Origin of the sequence: Caballeronia sp. NK8 (genome assembly GCF_018408855.1) — a bacterium.
Classification (GTDB): Bacteria; Pseudomonadota; Gammaproteobacteria; order Burkholderiales; family Burkholderiaceae; genus Caballeronia.
In genome coordinates this window covers 1298913-1316011 of the sequence record NZ_AP024322.1, presented here as the reverse complement: position 1 = coordinate 1316011, position 17099 = coordinate 1298913, and the positions used below count along the sequence as shown (strand labels likewise).

Annotated in this window: 26 protein-coding genes and 1 tRNA gene; 14 read left to right on the top strand and 13 right to left on the bottom strand. The window is 62.3% G+C overall.

What is annotated here, in order from left to right:
* Nucleotides 1–30: 30 nt before the first annotated feature.
* Genes NK8_RS06230 through NK8_RS06220 form a run of 3 tightly spaced genes read left to right on the top strand, consistent with a single transcriptional unit; the run spans nt 31 to nt 1611 of the window.
* Nucleotides 31–222 carry a hypothetical protein gene (locus NK8_RS06230; protein ID WP_213228111.1) on the top strand — a complete coding sequence of 64 codons (192 nt, stop codon included), beginning with the start codon at nt 31–33 and terminating at the stop codon, nt 220–222.
* A gap of 38 nt (nt 223–260) precedes the next feature.
* On the top strand, nt 261–839 hold the full coding sequence (locus tag NK8_RS06225) for a hypothetical protein (RefSeq protein ID WP_213228108.1): 579 nt from the start codon (nt 261–263) through the stop codon (nt 837–839).
* The gene (locus NK8_RS06220; protein WP_213228106.1) at nt 832–1611 is read left to right on the top strand and encodes a hypothetical protein; all 780 of its coding nucleotides are present in this window, start codon (nt 832–834) and stop codon (nt 1609–1611) included. Before NK8_RS06225 ends, NK8_RS06220 begins: the two co-directional genes overlap by 8 nt.
* Nucleotides 1612–1613: 2 nt before the next feature.
* On the opposite strand, the gene NK8_RS06215 is transcribed toward NK8_RS06220, so the two are convergent.
* Nucleotides 1614–1802: a hypothetical protein gene (locus tag NK8_RS06215; RefSeq protein WP_213228104.1), complete on the bottom strand. Its 189-nt coding sequence runs from the start codon at nt 1800–1802 to the stop codon at nt 1614–1616.
* Nucleotides 1803–1814: 12 nt separating this feature from the next.
* Entirely contained in the window at nt 1815–2012 is a 198-nt protein-coding gene (locus NK8_RS06210) for a hypothetical protein (RefSeq protein WP_213228102.1), read from the bottom strand.
* Here NK8_RS06210 and NK8_RS43360 point away from each other — a divergent pair.
* From NK8_RS43360 to NK8_RS06195, 4 genes are all read left to right on the top strand, one after another.
* The gene (locus tag NK8_RS43360) at nt 2011–2133 is read left to right on the top strand and encodes a hypothetical protein (RefSeq protein ID WP_301549866.1); all 123 of its coding nucleotides are present in this window, start codon (nt 2011–2013) and stop codon (nt 2131–2133) included. The genes NK8_RS06210 and NK8_RS43360 overlap by 2 nt on opposite strands.
* Nucleotides 2114–2320, top strand: coding sequence for a DUF4224 domain-containing protein (locus NK8_RS06205; protein ID WP_213228100.1), 207 nt, complete (start codon nt 2114–2116; stop codon nt 2318–2320). Before NK8_RS43360 ends, NK8_RS06205 begins: the two co-directional genes overlap by 20 nt.
* On the top strand, nt 2317–3351 hold the full coding sequence (locus tag NK8_RS06200; RefSeq protein WP_213228098.1) for a tyrosine recombinase XerC: 1035 nt from the start codon (nt 2317–2319) through the stop codon (nt 3349–3351). The genes NK8_RS06205 and NK8_RS06200 overlap by 4 nt, the downstream gene beginning before the upstream one ends.
* A gap of 437 nt (nt 3352–3788) precedes the next feature.
* Nucleotides 3789–4910, top strand: coding sequence for an acyltransferase (locus tag NK8_RS06195; protein ID WP_213228096.1), 1122 nt, complete (start codon nt 3789–3791; stop codon nt 4908–4910).
* Between the two features lie 202 nt (nt 4911–5112).
* On the opposite strand, the gene NK8_RS06190 is transcribed toward NK8_RS06195, so the two are convergent.
* Nucleotides 5113–5262 carry a hypothetical protein gene (locus NK8_RS06190; protein WP_213228094.1) on the bottom strand — a complete coding sequence of 50 codons (150 nt, stop codon included), beginning with the start codon at nt 5260–5262 and terminating at the stop codon, nt 5113–5115.
* Nucleotides 5263–5410: 148 nt separating this feature from the next.
* Here NK8_RS06190 and NK8_RS06185 point away from each other — a divergent pair, with 148 nt between their 5' ends.
* Nucleotides 5411–5836, top strand: coding sequence for a hypothetical protein (locus tag NK8_RS06185; protein WP_213228092.1), 426 nt, complete (start codon nt 5411–5413; stop codon nt 5834–5836).
* Nucleotides 5837–5886: 50 nt separating this feature from the next.
* Here NK8_RS06185 and NK8_RS06180 read toward each other — a convergent pair whose 3' ends face one another.
* From NK8_RS06180 to NK8_RS06155, 6 genes are all read right to left on the bottom strand, one after another.
* Nucleotides 5887–6996 (bottom strand): enoyl-CoA hydratase/isomerase family protein, encoded by a 1110-nt coding sequence (locus NK8_RS06180; protein ID WP_213228090.1) that lies wholly within the window; start codon nt 6994–6996, stop codon nt 5887–5889.
* Nucleotides 6993–7691 carry a TetR/AcrR family transcriptional regulator gene (locus NK8_RS06175; protein ID WP_213228517.1) on the bottom strand — a complete coding sequence of 233 codons (699 nt, stop codon included), beginning with the start codon at nt 7689–7691 and terminating at the stop codon, nt 6993–6995. The genes NK8_RS06180 and NK8_RS06175 overlap by 4 nt, the downstream gene beginning before the upstream one ends.
* A gap of 49 nt (nt 7692–7740) precedes the next feature.
* Nucleotides 7741–7923 (bottom strand): hypothetical protein, encoded by a 183-nt coding sequence (locus NK8_RS06170; RefSeq protein WP_162065521.1) that lies wholly within the window; start codon nt 7921–7923, stop codon nt 7741–7743.
* 209 nt (nt 7924–8132) lie between these two features.
* Nucleotides 8133–8417 (bottom strand): DUF1488 domain-containing protein, encoded by a 285-nt coding sequence (locus NK8_RS06165; RefSeq protein ID WP_213228088.1) that lies wholly within the window; start codon nt 8415–8417, stop codon nt 8133–8135.
* Between the two features lie 183 nt (nt 8418–8600).
* The gene (locus NK8_RS06160; RefSeq protein ID WP_213228086.1) at nt 8601–8954 is read right to left on the bottom strand and encodes a hypothetical protein; all 354 of its coding nucleotides are present in this window, start codon (nt 8952–8954) and stop codon (nt 8601–8603) included.
* Nucleotides 8954–9220: a hypothetical protein gene (locus NK8_RS06155; RefSeq protein WP_162065518.1), complete on the bottom strand. Its 267-nt coding sequence runs from the start codon at nt 9218–9220 to the stop codon at nt 8954–8956. Before NK8_RS06155 ends, NK8_RS06160 begins: the two co-directional genes overlap by 1 nt.
* Before the next feature lie 331 nt (nt 9221–9551).
* On the opposite strand from NK8_RS06155, the gene NK8_RS06150 reads away from it, so the two are divergent.
* Complete coding sequence (locus tag NK8_RS06150) at nt 9552–9935, top strand: hypothetical protein (protein ID WP_162065517.1); 384 nt, start codon at nt 9552–9554, stop codon at nt 9933–9935.
* Between the two features lie 16 nt (nt 9936–9951).
* On the opposite strand, the gene NK8_RS06145 is transcribed toward NK8_RS06150, so the two are convergent.
* The 3 genes from NK8_RS06145 to NK8_RS06135 form a co-directional block, all read right to left on the bottom strand.
* On the bottom strand, nt 9952–10290 hold the full coding sequence (locus tag NK8_RS06145) for a multidrug efflux SMR transporter (RefSeq protein WP_162065516.1): 339 nt from the start codon (nt 10288–10290) through the stop codon (nt 9952–9954).
* 4 nt (nt 10291–10294) lie between these two features.
* Complete coding sequence (locus NK8_RS06140; protein WP_213228084.1) at nt 10295–10792, bottom strand: heme-degrading domain-containing protein; 498 nt, start codon at nt 10790–10792, stop codon at nt 10295–10297.
* 204 nt (nt 10793–10996) lie between these two features.
* Nucleotides 10997–11073, bottom strand: a tRNA-Met gene (locus NK8_RS06135).
* A gap of 200 nt (nt 11074–11273) precedes the next feature.
* Between NK8_RS06135 and NK8_RS06130 the strand changes: the two genes are divergently transcribed.
* From NK8_RS06130 to NK8_RS06120, 3 genes are all read left to right on the top strand, one after another.
* Complete coding sequence (locus NK8_RS06130; RefSeq protein WP_213228082.1) at nt 11274–11654, top strand: DUF2946 domain-containing protein; 381 nt, start codon at nt 11274–11276, stop codon at nt 11652–11654.
* Between the two features lie 84 nt (nt 11655–11738).
* Complete coding sequence (locus NK8_RS06125) at nt 11739–12101, top strand: copper resistance protein CopC (RefSeq protein ID WP_213228080.1); 363 nt, start codon at nt 11739–11741, stop codon at nt 12099–12101.
* Nucleotides 12102–12108: 7 nt separating this feature from the next.
* A complete protein-coding gene (locus NK8_RS06120; protein WP_213228078.1) occupies nt 12109–12540 on the top strand; it encodes a copper chaperone PCu(A)C in 432 nt (143 codons plus the stop codon).
* 75 nt (nt 12541–12615) lie between these two features.
* Here NK8_RS06120 and NK8_RS06115 read toward each other — a convergent pair whose 3' ends face one another.
* The gene (locus tag NK8_RS06115) at nt 12616–15162 is read right to left on the bottom strand and encodes a penicillin-binding protein 1A (protein WP_213228076.1); all 2547 of its coding nucleotides are present in this window, start codon (nt 15160–15162) and stop codon (nt 12616–12618) included.
* A 484-nt stretch (nt 15163–15646) separates the two neighbouring features.
* Here NK8_RS06115 and NK8_RS06110 point away from each other — a divergent pair, with 484 nt between their 5' ends.
* Nucleotides 15647–16054, top strand: a complete 408-nt coding sequence (locus NK8_RS06110) for a hypothetical protein (RefSeq protein WP_162065510.1) — start codon at nt 15647–15649, stop codon at nt 16052–16054.
* A gap of 223 nt (nt 16055–16277) precedes the next feature.
* Nucleotides 16278–16958 carry a PspA/IM30 family protein gene (locus tag NK8_RS06105; protein ID WP_213228074.1) on the top strand — a complete coding sequence of 227 codons (681 nt, stop codon included), beginning with the start codon at nt 16278–16280 and terminating at the stop codon, nt 16956–16958.
* Nucleotides 16959–17099: the final 141 nt, after the last annotated feature.

Sequence of the window (17099 nt, the reverse complement as noted above, 5' to 3'; positions counted from 1 at the left end):
CCCTTGGACAGACTGTTATTGCGAGAGAACATGAACATCAACGATTGCGGTCCACGCAAGCACGACTACGAATTCAAGGGTAACAAGACATTCAAGAGCATGACGATGAGCGCACGCGGGACCACCGTGCGGTTCTCGCAGAACGCCGTCTACAAGTGCAAGACGTGCGGCAAGCTGCGTCGCGGTCCGGCGAAGGTAGGCGATCCAAACCACAGCCTGTGACCGCCCCGCCTAGCCACCCCTTCATTTTTGAGGACAGCATGACCAAAGACCAGATCCGCGCCATCTTTCTTGGCGCAGGCTTCACCATCAAGCAAGGGCAAGATGACCTGCGTCCCTACGTGTATGACGCTGCGTACTGCCTTCTCTCCGCGAGCATCGCCGACACAGCGGGTGCGAAGCCGATCTATCAGGTGCGCCCACGAAACGGCGAAGAGTGGACCGATGTGAGCGAAAACGAATATCACATCAGCGGGGGCGCGGGTTATTTGCAGCGCATCGTCTACGCCGCGCCTTCGGTAGCCGATGCGCAAGTGGACGACTTGCGGATGCTCGTGCAGCGCCTAGTCCACGCGCTCAACAAAGCCTCGCCGAGCAATGATCTAGGCAGCAAAGCACTGGACTATCTGCAACGCAATGGTCTCGGACCTTCACCCTTGCGTGAGAGTTCGGTAGCCGATGCGGCGGGGGCGAGTGAGCGAATCAACGCGCTGTTCATGGAGAAGCCGCCCGACGAACTAGGCCCGAGTGACGAGCCGGAATCTCAGTATCGACTCGGATACAACACGGCGCTTGAGGATGCGATCGACGCCATCGCAAAGGAGTCCGGCAATGACTGACGCGCCGTTTAGCAACTGCCAGTTCCGCGAATGCGATCTGCCCGGCCAGTGCCGCAGCGAAGGTAAGTGCCACCATCCGCGCGCAGCGGGCGCGAGTGAGCCGATAGCGTGGAAGACGACACACAAGGCCGTATGCGTGCCGATCACCGAGGACCAGCCAGTCGCAGAACAGTGGCGCGAGAACGGGTACGAGGTGATTCCGCTCGCGAGAGCCGCAGCGGGCGCGAGTGAGGGGCAGGCGCATCCGATACCTGTTCCGATTGTCATCGACCGCAGCCACGCGAATCAGGCATATGTGACGTATGGATTTCGCGACGAGGCCATGTGCACCGAGTTCATCAACGCCACGAACAGCCATCGCAAGCCGCTGTACACCCGCCCCTCCCCCGAGATCGCCGCGCAGGCGGACGAGTACAAGCGCATGTTCGAAGATGCAGTGCGCTCGCTGGCGGCGATCGACGAAGCGCTCGGCATTGATCCCGACGACGCTGGCGGTTCTGCGCCGATTCTTGATGCGATCGCCGCGCTGCGCGAGCGGATCGCGGGGATGGAGAAGGATGCGGAGCGGCTCGACTGGCTGCGCGAAGAGTCGTGCGATTTGCGCTGCATCGACATCCCGACCGGCGGCGGTGACTCTGACGTGCGCTGGATTGTCGTTCAGCACCACATGAGCGCGCCGCATGAACGCGAGATCACCCGATCGACCACAGACGAGCCGCGTGATGCGATCGACGCTGCACGAAGCATCAACAGCGTCAGTGCTCCAACGTGAGATCAGCGCACCTTGGAACCGAAAGTGACAAGCAGGAATCCGCCGAAGCCGCCGAGTGTCCCGAGCGCGACCTTCGCATTCTCGCCGGTAGCCATGATTGCGATCGCCGTGAAGCAAATGAGCCAAACGCATATTACAGCGGCCGGCCCGGACGCTTGGAGGCTGAGCTTGACGTTTTTAAGGAAGTCCATGAGTTGTCTTTGTCAGGAATGCGCGAGTGCCATCAGGTCGGGCAGCTTCCAATTCGGCGCCTTTTCAGCCAGCTTGTGAACGAACGCACGCCAGTACACGTCGCCGTGCTCTTTGCTGTCGTCATCGTAGTGGCCGAATTGATTAACAACGTCTGCCGTCGCAACAGCGTCGGCGGACTCGAGAAGGGTTTGAGCTTGGATTTTGTTCATGCCCGCGTTATCGGCAGCAACCGAAAGAACTTTAGGCAGTGAAATGCAGCAGCAAATCGAAGAATTCATGCGCGTGACGCGCGCGTATCTGGAGAGCCAGCATGGCGATCGTGACGAATGACCAGCTCGTCGAACTGACGGGCGGCCTGCGCCAAGGCGCGGCACAGAAGCGTTGGATCAAGAAGGCGCTCGGCATCGACGCCCCGCGCAAAGCGGACGGACACCCGATGCTGACGTGGGAGCAGGTGAACCGCGGTCCCGGCGAGCAGATGCGCCGCTCCGCACCTAAATGGAAGAACGCAGCATGAGAAAGCCGGTGCGCGATGGCCTCCTTCCCCGCATGGAGGCGCGGCCCACGAAGAAGGGGTTCACGTACAGGTACCACCCGGTCGGCGCAAAGCCCATCAACCTCGGTGCCGACCGGATCGAAGCGATTCGGAAAGTGCTGGAGATCACCGGCGGTGGCGATGACATCGGAACGATTTCACGCCTCTGGGACCAGTTTCAAGAGACGCCGGGCTGGAAACGCTACTCGCAGTACACGCGCACCGACTACGAGCAGTGCGCCACGAAGCTGCTGGAGATCTTCGGCGACGTGCGCGCGTCCGACATCGACGCGACCGACGTCGCGAAGTATCTGAGGAAGGAGCGCGCCGACGCGCCCGTGCGCGCGAATCGAGAGATGGCGCTCCTTTCCAACCTGATCGGGCTCGCGATCGAGCGCGGCGAGGCGAAGCACAACCCCTGCCGCGAGGTGAAGCGCAACGAAGAGCAACCGCGCACCGAAGCGCCGGAACCGGAAGAGTTTGCCGCGTTCGCCACCTGGCTCTCAGAACAAGGCGGCCAGCGCGCCCTCGTCGGGATGGCCGCGGAATACGCCGCCGGCGCGGGCAATCGGAAGGTCGAGTTTCTCGACCTGTCGTGGCCGCAGGTCGACGAAGCCGCCGGGCATATTCGGATTAAGCGCGCTAAGCAGCGCGGCAAGAAGCGCGGCGAAGTGATCGAGCAAATCGAAATCACCCCGCATATATCCGAGTTAATCGCCCGATTGAAAGTCGTGCGCGCTCGTCAAAAGAATCCGGATTGCCTTTATGTATTTCCGAATCGCTTCGGGACGTCATATACGCAGGAGGGATTTAAGGCGACGTGGGGAAAGTTGATGGTCGAGGCGATTAAAAAGAAAGTGATTCAGCACAGGTTCACTTTTCACGATCTCCGCGCCTATTACGTGACCCAGCATAAAGCAGAACGCGGCGCCCTTCCCGACCTCCACGCGAACCCGGCAACGACCGCGCGAGTGTATGACCGCAGTAAGGTTGTGAAGCGAAAAGCGCTCTAAACGGTGGGAACGAAGTCCGAAAAAGCCAATAGAATCAACGGCCCGTTTACGACTTGCGTTCCCATTCGTCGCCCCGAGATCCTTGTCCAGTATGGTTAGATGATTAGGATTGTGATTCCTGTCGTCGTGGGTTCGAGTCCCATCAGCCACCCCAAAACTCCTCCTGCACCATCCCCCTCGCTATCCCTCCTATTCCGAGATAGTGATTTTCAGCCTGAAAATCACCATGTTGGAATGCCGATTCTTTCATCATATTCCTGTCTATATCTCAAAACGCTCGCGTCCTGAAGACGAAAATCGCGCGGGTGCTCGCGGATGGGACCGCAGTCAATTCTGCTCTGTGAATCTGGCACATCCTTCGATGGCGTGTGCGATAAGCCGGCCTGAATCTCATGTAAAATCGTGCATCTGCATTTCGTAGCCTCGATGCGCCGCACATGAAAGACGATACCAAAAATGCTGAAATTGAAGGGCTGCGGGGCATTGCGGCGCTCTTCGTCTTATACAATCACATCCCGTTCGCAGCGGTGGCCTTGAATTCGAAATACCCCGCACTTTTTGGCTTCGTCGCGGGCAGCCAGCGCTTTTATATCCCTGGGCATTTCGGGTCGCTCGGCGTGCAACTGTTTTTCTGTATTACAGGTTATCTGTTCTGGAAGAGAGTCGTAGTTTCTGGAAAATCGACTGATTGGGCACAGTTCTATCGGAATCGATTCCTGCGACTCGCTCCTGCCTACATTCTCTTTGCAACGTTGATGATGTTCACATTGAGCGTGATCGATGGTTTCGAGAAACGCGTATCGACGCTCGAACTTGCACACGATATATTTGCACAGCTGGCTTTAGGCATCGTGCAGCAGCGTCGCTTCAATGGAATCGATACGACGATGTTCAACACCGTTACCTGGACGCTCGCATACGAATGGGGATTCTATGTGCTTTTACCCCTGCTCGCCGGCTTGAGAGCCAGACGATGGACAACCGCGGTGGCGCTCGCAGTTCTCGTAATGACGATATTCATTTACGACGCGCGATTGTACTTGTTACTCTTTTTTCTGTCAGGAGCCATCGCTGCGGAACTTCGCCTCAATGTCCGATCCCGGCCCCTGCTGGGTTCGTTGGCATTCTGCGCCCTTGCACTGGCGGACGTCGTATTTCCCAAAGAAGTGATTGCAACCAAAATTTCCGCGGTTGCAGGAATTAGTCCGTTTGCAGACGTGACCGTTATTTTGGTTCAATGGGTAATCGTGAGCGCGGCGTTTTTTGTCGCTATCAAAACCAAACCCTATGTACTGCGCCTCCGACCATTAATGATGCTCGGAACGATCAGCTACAGTTTGTACCTGCTTCATCTAACGGTGCTGCAGATCTCTATTCGAATAGCGGATAAGTTTGAACCGATCTCGCAATGGAGCATCGCGCATTTCTGGCACTGGGCCATCACTGCGACAATCTGTTCGATCGGCGCCGCAGCTATTTCCTACGTGTTCGTTGAGCGCCCCTTCCTGCATCGAAGGCGGAACGAACGACGTTCCGCGTTGGCAAGTCAGGGACTGTGAGCTTTGATGCTCTTCATGTTCCATCATTGATCCCGCAGAGAATTCATGCGAAAGCCCAGTCATCCGACTGGGCTTTTTGCTTTCCCGGACCCGCCTCGGGCACGCGTCATGCACATCGAAGGTCTCCCCTTCGCGAAAGACCGATCATGACCCGACCTCCCCTCGCGATAGCCGTCCTCCTTCTCGTCGCGTCTTTCGCAACTCAAGCCCAGACCGCGCGCCCCGACGACAACGCATCGATGGTCAAGCCGCCGGGCGCACCCGGCGCGCCGTCGGCGAGCGCCACGCGTCCCGACAACCCCGACAACATGCCCGTGAAGCGTCCCAACCCGCCGCCGAACAGCGATCGCATGCTGCATCACAGCCCCGCGAGCGACGCAATCGCAAAATAGTCCGCAATCGCCCGGAACCGGCTTGGAAGCGCGCGCGACGCCACTATAATGGCGCTCTTCACGATAATCGGAGAGAACCGCGCCTCAAGGCTCCAGGCGGTCTAGCCAATGCAAAAAGTCATTCTGCCGTTCGTTTCCGGTTTTCTTGCCGCGCTCTTCTTTCGCGAATCCACTCTCGCGCTGCTGCACGCTGCGGGTCTTGTCGATCCGGCCGGCTATTCCACCGCGCCGTTCCTGCCGCTCGGCATTCCCGAATTCATCGCCAATGCGCTATGGAGTTCGATCTTCGGCGTGCTGATGGCGTGGCTGCTGCGCGTCGCCCCCGATCGCAGCGCGCCGTGGATCGGCGCACTCGTGTTCGGCGGCATCGTGCTGACGGCCGTGGGCGTGTTCGTGATCGACCCGGCGCGCGGCATATGGCCGAGCGGCAACATGCTGCCGCGCCTCGCGCCGAACTTCATCGCCAACGCGATCTGGGGCTGGGGTGCGCTCGTTTTCATGCGCGCGTTCATGGCGGGCAGCGAAACGCGCTGAGCCGGCGCACAAATGAAAAGCGGCCCGCGCGGGCCGCTTCTCTCACAGCTTCAGTCCTTCAACAGCCGTAGCGGATGCGACGCGGGCGTCCACGCGCTCTCGAACATGCGATCCACATCGGCAGCGTTCACGTCTTCGACGCGCGCGATCTTCCATTGCGGCTCGTTGTCCTTGTCGACGATGCGCGCGCGGATGCCTTCCAGCACGTCGCCGCGCGCGAACATCGTGCGCGTGAGGTCGAGATCGCGGCGCAGCGTCTCGGCCATCGTCGAGAACTTCGCGCGATCGACCTGCTGCAGCGCCACATCGACGGAAAGCGGCGAGCGTTCACGCAGTTCGGCGGCCGTGCGCTTCGCCCAATCGTTGCCGATGTCCGCCTCGCGCTCCAGCGATGCCAGAATCGACGCGCCGTTGCCCGCCGCGAAGTGCTTGTCGATCATCGTGCGCGCATCGGCGAGTTCGCTCCTCTCGGGAATCGGCGCGACCTTGTACTTCGTGGTTTCGTTCTGCACGAAACGGATGATTTCCACGCCATCCAGAAAGCGCTGGTGCCTCAGCGACTCGACAAGCCCCGGCAGCGCGCCATCGTCGAGATAGGCGTCGGCCATGCGCGCATAGAGCGCGTCGGCGGCGGCGAGACTCGCGCCGGTCGCCGCCAGATAGCGGCCGATCGCGCCCGGCGTGCGCGCAAGAAACCAGCTCACGCCGACATCGGGAAATAGTCCGATGCGCGTCTCGGGCATCGCCATCCTGGTCGTCTGCGTGACGATGCGCAGCCCGCCCGTATGATGCGCACCCTGCGAAATGCCCATGCCGCCGCCCATCACGACGCCGTTCACGACCGCGACGTAGGGCTTCGGGAACGTGAAGATCGCGTGGTTGAGCTTGTATTCATCGGTGAAAAACGCGTCGATTGACTCGCGTTCGCCAGCTTTCGCGGACTCGTACAGGAAGCGGATGTCCCCGCCCGCGCAGAACGCCCGCACGTGCGGGCTATAGACGACGACCGCGCGGATCGCCTGATCGTGGCGCCACGCGCGCAATGCCTCGCTGATCGCGCGCAGCATCGGCGCGGTCAACGCGTTGAGTGCCTTCGGACGATCGAGCGCAATGAAGCCGATGCCGTTGGCGGTGTCGATACGGATGTCTTCGGTGGTCATCGTGTTGAAGTGTCGGGTCGATTCGCACAAGTGAATCGGGATTCGGTTCCGTTGACCGGCGCAAACCACGCATCGAGCGACAACTCGACGAGCGTCGCGACCGGCGTCTCGGGCAAGGACGCGCCGTTCAGTTTCAGCGCGACGATGCCATGCAGATTTGCCCACAGCCCTTCCGCACACGCGAGCGGCGCGGCGCGAGGCGGCAGCCGGTCGGCCGCGCGCAACTCGACGTACGCATCCGCGATCAGCGAAAGCGCCGCCGCACCGGACTCCGCCGCCTGGCCGCTCGCCGTGGCATCGGTGCCTGCGTCGGCGAAACCTGCGGGCTCCATGAACATCATGAACATCAGCCGATACGTCTCGGGCTCGGCCAGCCCGAATTCGACATACGCGCGCGCCATTGCGTTCAGTCGCGCGGCCGGGTCGACGATAGTCGTGTGCGCGAGGAACGCTTCGCGCAAACGCGCGTGCCCTTCCGTGCGCAACGCCCGGGCGATCTCGCCACGGCTCCTGAAATGAAGATAGAGCGCGGCGGGAGAATAGTCGATCGCCTCGGCGAGCTTTCTCATCGAGAGCGATGCGAACCCTTCGCGCTTCACGATTTCACGCGATACCTCGAGTATGCGCTCGCGCAGCGCCTGACGCTGCTCGCGTCTTTGCTCGGTGCGCCGCGCTTGCGGCCCCGTCCGAGGCATTGTCGGCACCGCCTCTTTCGAAGTCAATTCGCGGCGCGGGCGCGCCCGCTCAGACGATCATCTTGCCGTCGTCGTCCCGACGCGATGCCGCGCGATACAGCGGCTCGTCCGAGTCTCGCAGCACGACCGAAGCGAACACGATGCACAACGCAAGAATCAGCACACCAACGGCTGCCCAGATGAGCCATAGCGCATTGGACTCGACAAGTGAGTGAAGAAAGGAATGAAGCATGACGACCCCGCGCGATTTTTATATTTGGTTGCTCAGCCAGCGCAAGCCGTTGAGCAAGTAGTGTGCCGAGCGAATCGCATCGCGTGCGGCATAAAGCGATGGTACTCCGTTGCAGGGTCACGCGGAAGGAGGCGCAACGCATCTCGCGCCGATAAAAGCGATGGCGCGATGCAGGTCTTACATCGCGCCGTGTAAGAGCGAAGGCTGTGTCAGGCGGTGACGCGCCCCGGCGGAAAGTGTCCGCTTTTCAGAAGCACCGGCATGCCGTTGGTCACGCGCAGATGCTCGCGCGCGACTTCCTCGATGCGCGGGCGGCCCGCATCGAACGCGCCGATCCAGCCGGCGCTGTCATAGCTTTGCGCGCCGAAGTGATCTTCCAGCGCTTCGACCGATATGGCGCACGGTACGCGCCGGCCATCGACGATCGCGGCAAACTCGACGGTCAGGTTGGCATCGCGGTAATCGGGCGCGTCCGGGAGGAATCGAATATTCATGATTGTCTCGTTGCTGGGGCGTGGCGGCCGATGTACGAAGCATCCAGCCGGGACCGACGCGAAGACGTTCAAGCGCTCCATCGCTCCATTCGATGCGAGCCGCTTGCTGCCATGCAAACGATCGCACGAATCGATTCGGCGATTATGGTACTCGCGCTCGCGCCGCGTGGTCCAGCGCCGCGTTCAGGCGGCGAGCACGGTTTGATCGACATCCACGACGAGCAGCGAACTCGCCCGCGGATCGGCGTAGTTGAAGTCGAGCAGCCGGCTCATCTCGCGCACGCGTTCGCATACGCGCTGGCGAGCTTGCTCGGACAGATGCGGATAATCGCGCAGCACCAGCGCGTCGAAGCGATAGTGCACACCCCACGCGATGTTGCCGGGATGATTCGCCACGCCGCCCGTGCGCCAGCTGACGAACAGCGCAGGTGACGCCTCCAGACCGATTTCCGCGACATCCGCGCCGCTCGGAAAAAGGTCGATCAGGCAATTCGCGACGTCGTACAGCACGGTGTGCCGAAGATGGACGGGACGCATTACGTCGAGTGCAGCAAGCGGTCGATATACTCGCGCGCGGCTTGCTCCACATGCGCGAGCGCTTCGCCTTCGGTCACAAAGCGGCGCTCGGGTCCGAGATCGACGAGCGCCTCGAAGCGATGCACGTCGTCCGGGCCGCCGCGCGCGAGACTCACCGAGCCGACGTAGATCGGCGCGTTGTCATCGGTCTCGCCGTGCGTCTGCACCAGCCGTGCCGACGCGCTGATGTAATACCCTCGATATGGCCCCGTGACTCTTTCCGCCATGTCATTTCCTCCCTTTTTGTTCGTGCTGCATGCCGTCCCGCTTCGATGCTCACAACAGGCAATTCCAACCGACATTCCGAATGGGTAAGGCGCGCGAGCCGGAAAATAGTTCATCGAACGCGGACGGCGCTGCCCGCTGTTTTTTTCGTTCGCAAGCATCGCGCCCGCGCGCACGTCGCCGTGTCAGGCCGCTAACAACCGCTTACGTGTCGCGTAAGCCGCGTATGGGACAATGCACATCTCAAAAAAACGCCCTGGTCCGATAAACGCGCCCTCGCCTTTGCGCGTGGGCCGAGGGGCGCGAATCGCAATTCACTCACACGAGGTAAAGATGAAGGAACCCGGTCGGCGCTTGCGCCGTATTTCCGCACGCGCCGCGCATGACGGCGCCGTTTCGCGCTTTTCATGGCTGCGCGCGGCCACGCTCGGCGCGGCAACCGTCGCACTCGCGAGCCTCGGCGCTTGCGCATCGTCGAATGAAGCGTCGCTCATCAACCTGCCCGACGGACAGACCGGCTACGCCGTCAATTGCAGCGGCGCGGATGCCGGATCGAGCTGGGCGAGTTGCTACGTGCTCGCCGGCCAGAAATGCGGCGCGACGGGTTACGACATCGTTTCGAAGGACAACGAGGAAGGCGGACCGACCGGCGGCGGCATCAGCAATGTGGTTTCGGCGAACGTCAAGAACCGCTCGATGATCGTGCGCTGCAAATAAGCTGACCGCGCGTGCGTCAGTGCGCGCTCATCTTCGAGAACGCATTGAGCACCACGACGCCCGCGACGATGAGGCCCATCCCGAACATGGCGGGCAAATCGGGCGTCTGCTTGAAGAGCAGCGCGGCGACCAGCGTGATGAGCACGATGCCCGCGCCCGACCACACCGCATACACGATACCGACGGGCAAGGTGCGCAGCGTCAGCGACAGCAGATAGAACGACAGCCCGTATCCGACCACGACGATGGCCGCGGGCAGCGCGCGCGTGAAGCCATCGGAGGCGCGCAGGGCGGAGGTCGCGATGACTTCCGCGACGATCGCGACGGCGAGCAGCACGTAAGCGGTTGAGCGCATCGCGTCAGTCGCGTCCGAGCGAAAATTTGCCGAAGTCCTGGCCGAGCACGGCGCATAGCGCTTCGACGACCATCTGATGATCGTCGCGTTGCGGAAGCCCCGACACCGCGACCGAGCCGATCACGCCTGCGCCCGACACACGCAAGGGAAACGCGCCACCGTGCGTGGCGAACTCGGCGAGATTCAGACCGTACTTCTCGGCGAGCGTCGTGCCCGCCTGCTGCAGCGAGAGGCCGAGCGCGTACGAGCTGCGATGGAAATGCTCGACAGTGCGCGACTTGCGCTCGACCCAGCGCGCGTTGTCGGGCGTGGTGCCTTCGAGCGCGGCGTAGAAGAGCTTGCGTCCGAAGGTGCGTACATCGATGACGACGGCCGCATCGCGCGCGAGCGCCATCTCGCGCAACTGCGTGCCGATCTGCCACGCGTGTTCGGTATGAAACTGCGGGAACACGAGGGTGTGTTCCTGATGCGCGATGGCCTGGAGAACGTGTGGAATGTCCATGAGCGAGCGACTCCTGTGTGGCGTGTGCGGACTTGCGATTTTGACATGCGCCTGCGATGCTGCGATGTACGAGTCGGTCATGAACCGGTGTAAATGCGACTTCGGCGACTTCGTGAGACGGTGCATCGAAGCTATCGACGATGCGTGCGCGGAAATGCAAAAAGCCCGGCTTGACCGGGCTTTTGTGCGTGATTCTGGACGGGTTGGTTGCGGGGGTAGGATTTGAACCTACGACCTTCGGGTTATGAGCCCGACGAGCTGCCAGACTGCTCCACCCCGCGTCCGTCGAAGAAAAGATTATATGTCATCGCTTACTTTGGCGCAATGCCTTGTGTGCTTCAATCGATGAAACGAGATGAATCGAACAAGGCACGCTGCGTCGAAGCGCCTCGTCCGCATGCGCAGAGCATGGAAACACACATGGCATAATCGTCTGCTCATCATCGTATTCATATCGACAACGTATCGGATCGAGCGCGGCATGCATGACTTGCGTCGGAGCATCATCGGGAAGATCGGCGGCTTCGCGGCGATATGCGCGATCCTGCTGCTCTCGCTCGCGCCCGTCGCATCGCAAACGCTCGAACATGCGCGCATCGAGTCGCTGCTCGCTGCCGTCTGCGCATCCGATGGCCAGGGTCCGCAGAACGCGCATCACGCGCAGCACGGCATCGCCGATCATCTGCAGGCGTGTGCTTATTGCGATCTCATCGCGCACGCGCCCACGCCGCCGACATCGCTTCATCGAGACTCCTTCGCGCTTCCGCCGCGCGACGTGTTTGCCGCAGCGCCGCCCATCGATGCGCCTCGCCGCGCCCCGCCCGGCGCCGCACAGCCGCGCGCCCCGCCCGCCTTCGCCTGAATCGCGTTCTTACGCACAGGTCTTCACATCGCTATTGCATCTATTGCCCGACCAGCATCCGCTGTGGGCACGCAAGGACATATCATGCTTTCATCTTCGCTCATGCGCGGCGTGCTCGCGCTCGCATTCATCGGCTCCGCGCAACTCGCATTCGCGCACGCTTTGCCGAAACTGCAACAACCCGGCCCCGGCGCGACCGTCAGCGCGCCGCATGAAGTCGCGATCGACTTCGGTGAAGCGCTGGAGCCCACCTTCAGCAAGCTCATCGTCACCGATGCCAAGGGCACGCAGGTCAACACCGCGAAGTCCGCCGTCGACGCCAACGACAAGAAGCACATGAGCGTCGCGCTTCCCGATCTCGCGCCGGGCGTCTACAAGGTGCAGTGGACCGCGGTCGCGGCGGACGGGCATCGCACGCAAGGCCATTACAACTTCACCGTCAAGTGAGAACACAATGAAAAAGATCGCTGTACTCGTGGGCGCGCTCGCCTGCGCTTCCATCGCCCAGGCCGCCACGCTCGAAGCGCGCGATTGCTGGGTCCGCGCGATGCCGCCGAACCTGCCTTCGTCGGGCTACTTCACCGTCGCGAACAACGGCGACAAGCCCGCAACGATCACAGCCGCCGACATGCCCGCGTTCGGCATGGCGATGATGCACAAGTCGGAAAGCAAGAACGGCACAGCGACGATGTCGCATGTGGAGTCCGTCGATGTCCCCGCGCACGGCACCTTGAGCTTCGCGCCGAAGGGCTATCACCTGATGCTCGAACAGCCGGCCAAGCCGCTCAAGATCGGCTCGACGATTCCCCTCACCCTTTCGTTCGCCGACAAGTCCACGCTCAACGTGAACTGCGAAGTGAAATCGGCGGCGACGGTCGGGCACTGATCACGCTGTCCGCAAAAACAAAGCGCGCCGGGTTTCGAGTCCGGCGCGCTTTTTTATCGACCACACAGGATTACATCAGGGCCTGCTGAACATGTCCATGATCTGCTTGCGTTCGTCGGTCGTGACCGGCGGCGCCGGCGGCGCCTGCATGCCAGCCGGACCGACACCGCCCATCGTGGTGGCGTCGCCCGCCATCGGATTGGTGTTGTCCAGCCCGATGCTGGCGACGAAGCCCGCGCCCGGCGTGCGGTCCGCATAGAACAATTCGCCATCGACCGTGGTGATGCCGTCCGGCTTCGCCATCTGCTCCTGCGGAATGCCACGCAGCGCGCGTCCCATGTACTCGATCCAGATCGGCAACGCGAGCTGCGCGCCGAACTCGCGGCTGCCGAGCGTCTTCGGCTGGTCATAGCCCATCCACGCGACCGCGACCAGTTGCTTCTGATAGCCCGCGAACCAGCCGTCCTTGGCATCGTTGGTCGTGCCGGTCTTCCCTTGCAGGTCGCTGCGCTTCAGCACGTTGGTGCCCGAACCCGTGCCCTGCGTCGCGACCGTGTGCAGCAGGCTGTTCATGATGTACGCGTTGCGCGGTTCGAGCGTCTGCGGCGCGTTGCTGCCGGCCGTAAGCGGATTGGCGCGCGAGATCACGGTGCCGCGCGCATCGGCGACATCGGCGATCAGATACGGATTGATGCGATAGCCGCCGTTCGCGAACACGGAATACGCGCCGCTCAACTGCAACGGCGTGACGAGCCCCGCGCCGAGCGCGAGCGGCAGATAAGGCGGCGTCTTGTCCTTGTCGAAGCCGAACTTTTGCGTGACGAAGTCCTGCGCGTAGCCCGTGCCGATATACGACAGAATGCGGATCGACACGAGGTTCTTCGACTTCTGCAGGCCGGTGCGCATCGACATCGGGCCGTCGGGCTGGTCGTCGTCCTTCGGCTCCCAGGCGTCGCCGCCGCCCGCCGCCGGGAAATACAGCGGCGCATCGTTGATGATGGTCGCCGGTCCGAGCCCCTTGTCGAGCGCCGCCGAATAAATGAACGGCTTGAAGCTCGATCCCGGCTGACGCCATGCCTGCGTGACGTGATTGAACTTGTTCTTGTTGAAGTCGAAACCGCCGACGAGCGCGCGGATCGAGCCGTCCTGCGGCGTCATCGAGACGAGCGCGCCTTCGACCTGCGGCAACTGCGTGATCTGCCAGTTGCCCTTGTCGTCCTTCGTCAGGCGCACGATCGCGCCCGGCTTGACGGCGAGCGCCTTGGTCGCGTTGCTGCGCAGACCGGCTGCCGCGAAGCGCAGACCATCGCCCGCGATCGTCGCGGTATCGCCGCCGACGAACTGCGCCGTCACCTGCTTCGGGCTCGCCGCCGTCACGACCGCCGCAACGAGCTCGCCGTTGTCCGGATGATCGACGAGCGCGTCTTCGATCGCCTCGGCGCGATCATCCGCGTTCGACGGCAGATTGATGTTGCCCTCCGGCCCGCGATAACCGTGGCGGCGCTCGTAGTCCATCACGCCCTTGCGCACGGCCTTGTACGCGGCGTCCTGATCGGCGGAATCGATCGTCGTCGTGACCGTGAGGCCGCGCGTGTAGGTCTCTTCCTTGTACTGCGCATACATCATCTGCCGCACCATTTCCGCGACGTACTCGGCATGCACGCCGTACTCCGTGCCGGCGGATTTCGTGTGGATTTCCTCGGCCGCGGCCTGGTCGTACTGTTGGCGCGTGATGAAGTTCAGGTCCAGCATGCGCTTCAGGATGTACTGCTGACGCACCTTCGCGCGCTTCGGATTGACGACCGGGTTATACGCGGACGGCGCCTTCGGCAGGCCCGCGAGCATCGCCGCTTCGGCAAGCGAGATGTCCTTCAGATCCTTGCCGAAATACACGCGCGCCGCGGCGGAAAAACCGTACGCGCGCTCGCCGAGATAGATCTGGTTCATGTACAGCTCGAGAATCTGGTCCTTCGTCAGCGCGCGCTCGATCTTGTACGCGAGCAGCATCTCGTAGATCTTGCGCGTGTAGGTCTTCTCGCTCGACAGGAAGAAGTTGCGCGCGACCTGCATCGTGATCGTGCTCGCGCCCTGCGACGCGCCGCCATGCATCAGGTCGGTGACACCCGCGCGCAGGATGCCGAGGAAGTCGACGCCGCCGTGATCGTAGAAGCGGTAGTCCTCGATCGCGAGAACGGCCTTCTTCATCTGATCGGGGATGTCCTGGAAGCGCACGAGGCTGCGGCGTTCCTCGCCGAATTCGCCGATCAGCACGTGGTCGGCCGTATAGACCCGCAGCGGCACCTTCGGCCGGTAATCGATCAGCGCATTGAGCGATGGCAGATTCGGCCCCATGACGACGAGCGCATAACCGACGATCAGCGCGCCCACCACCACGCCGATGGCCGCGAGTCCCGCGAACCAGAGGGCGATGCGCGCGAAAGGAGAACGGCCTGAGCCGCCGCGTTCATTGCGATCGTTGCGGCCATCGCGGCCGTTGCGCCCGCCGCCGCCGTCGCGTCCACCGCCGTCGCGGCCGCCCGAATCCTTGCGTGAGTCGTTCCAGCGGGGTTCGCGATCGTATCGCGAGGCATTCGATGAGTCGGGTCGTTTGATGATAGGCATGACTGGGTTCGTTCGGCGCGCCGTGAAGCGCGCGCGCTGCTGCGCTGCGATGCGCCGGCATCGGCGCTACTGCAAAGGCGAGAGGCGAATATGCGGGCCCGGCGTCGACCGAGGGTAACAGCGCATTTTAAAGAATTCGCGCGCGCCCCCACAAAACAAGCGGGATTTTTTTGTAAGTAAATGCCGCCCACCGGGTGAATGAGCGCCAAAAGTGGGGTTACCCACAGAAAGTGTTGAGAGCCTTGTGGACAACCGTATGAGAAAATAGCCAAGTCGTTGATCGCGCGCCTGTTTTGCGCAATGCTCATCACGTGCGATGCGGGGTGAGCCACACGCACGGCCGCGCGCAAACCGATATGATGGATAAACGCATGGCAGGTTCCCCGGACATGGCGCGGGCACCTTCCATCGCGCTGTCGTGCCGTTTGATGAACCGAAGTTGCGATCGTCACGTTACGATCGCCTTACTGTTTGCGAGCCGCTCATGACGACCAAACCCAGCGAACGCATCGTTGTTTTCGTGACTCCCGCGCAGAAGCTGGCCATCAGCAAGACAGCGGACACGCTCGGCATCAGCGTCAGCGAGCTCATGCGGCGCGCGGTGCTGAACTTCAACGCGACGAGCGAGCAGATCAAGGTCGCGGGCATCGTCGACCGCTTGCGCGCGCCCAAGGCGCCCGATGCGCTCAACGCCGCGCTGAAAAGCGTCGCCGCGAAAGCAGCGGCGAGAGAGGCCCGCGAGGCGGCGGCAAGCGCGACCAAACGCGCCGCGCAGGCGCGCAGCGTGCCGCACACGCACGCCGCGCCCGCCGAACCCGAAGACGAAATCGAGCACGACACGGATCAGGGCGACGACGCCTCGCTCACGGACGACACGCGTTCCGAACGCTGACGATTCCGGCGCGCCCTGCTTCGCTTCTCCGGCCGCGCGCGTCGTTACACTCCTTAACGTTCCGTTAAGTCCCGATTAAGTCACGGCATGATCTAATGAACGGGTAAACCCGGCGTGGATGCAAGGCTCATTGCGCTTGCAATCCCGTGCATTGCGCCTCACATTCGAGCCGCGTGGCCAGCAGGTGAGCGCACACGCCGCCGTCTTCATCCAGGAGAAATACATGTCGCTTTTCGATTCCATCACGCGCACGGTCAGAGGCCTCTTGAACGACGCCGCCGACACCATGCAAGACCCTTCGCGCGACGCGCGCCAGATCGTGCGCGAGCTCGACGACAGCATCGCGAAGGCGGAGAACTCGCTCATCGAGATCGAAGCGCAGGTCGCCACGCAGCAAAGCAAGCGCGACGCCGCCGCCGACAAGGCGAAGAAATACGAAGACGGCGCGAAGCGCGCGCTGACGGCCGGCGATGAATCGCTCGCGCGCGAGGCGCTCGCGGCGCAGGCGAACGCCGAAACCGAACGCGACGCGCTCGCGGCGGAACTCCAGACGCTGGAGCCTTCGGTCGAGCATCTGAAGAAGCAGATCGCCGACATGCGCCAGCGCCGCAACGATCTCAACGCGCGCTCGAACATCCTGCAGGCGAAGCAGCAGATCGCGCAGGCGAAGGACACCGCGGCGACGGCGCTCGGCGGTATCGGCGGAAAGAATCTGTCGGAAGACTTTCAAAAGCTCGAAGACAAGGTTCAGCTCGCCAACGCCCGCTCCGACGCGCGTCTGAATTCGGCGGACCAGAAGTCCGGCAAGGCGCTCGACGACAAACTCGCCGATCTCAATCGCGGACCGTCGGTCGAGGATCGGCTCGCCGCGCTGAAGAAGCAGTTGAATACGCCGGCGCAGTAAGGATCGGCATCTGAAATACGTGCGCGCGCGGCGAACTCTCGGGCGCGCGGCGCGTCGCACGAATATGCGTTACCTTGAGCATCACCTTTGCACGACCCGATTGCAGCTTCGACAGGAGACGGACGTTCATCGCGTCCGGCC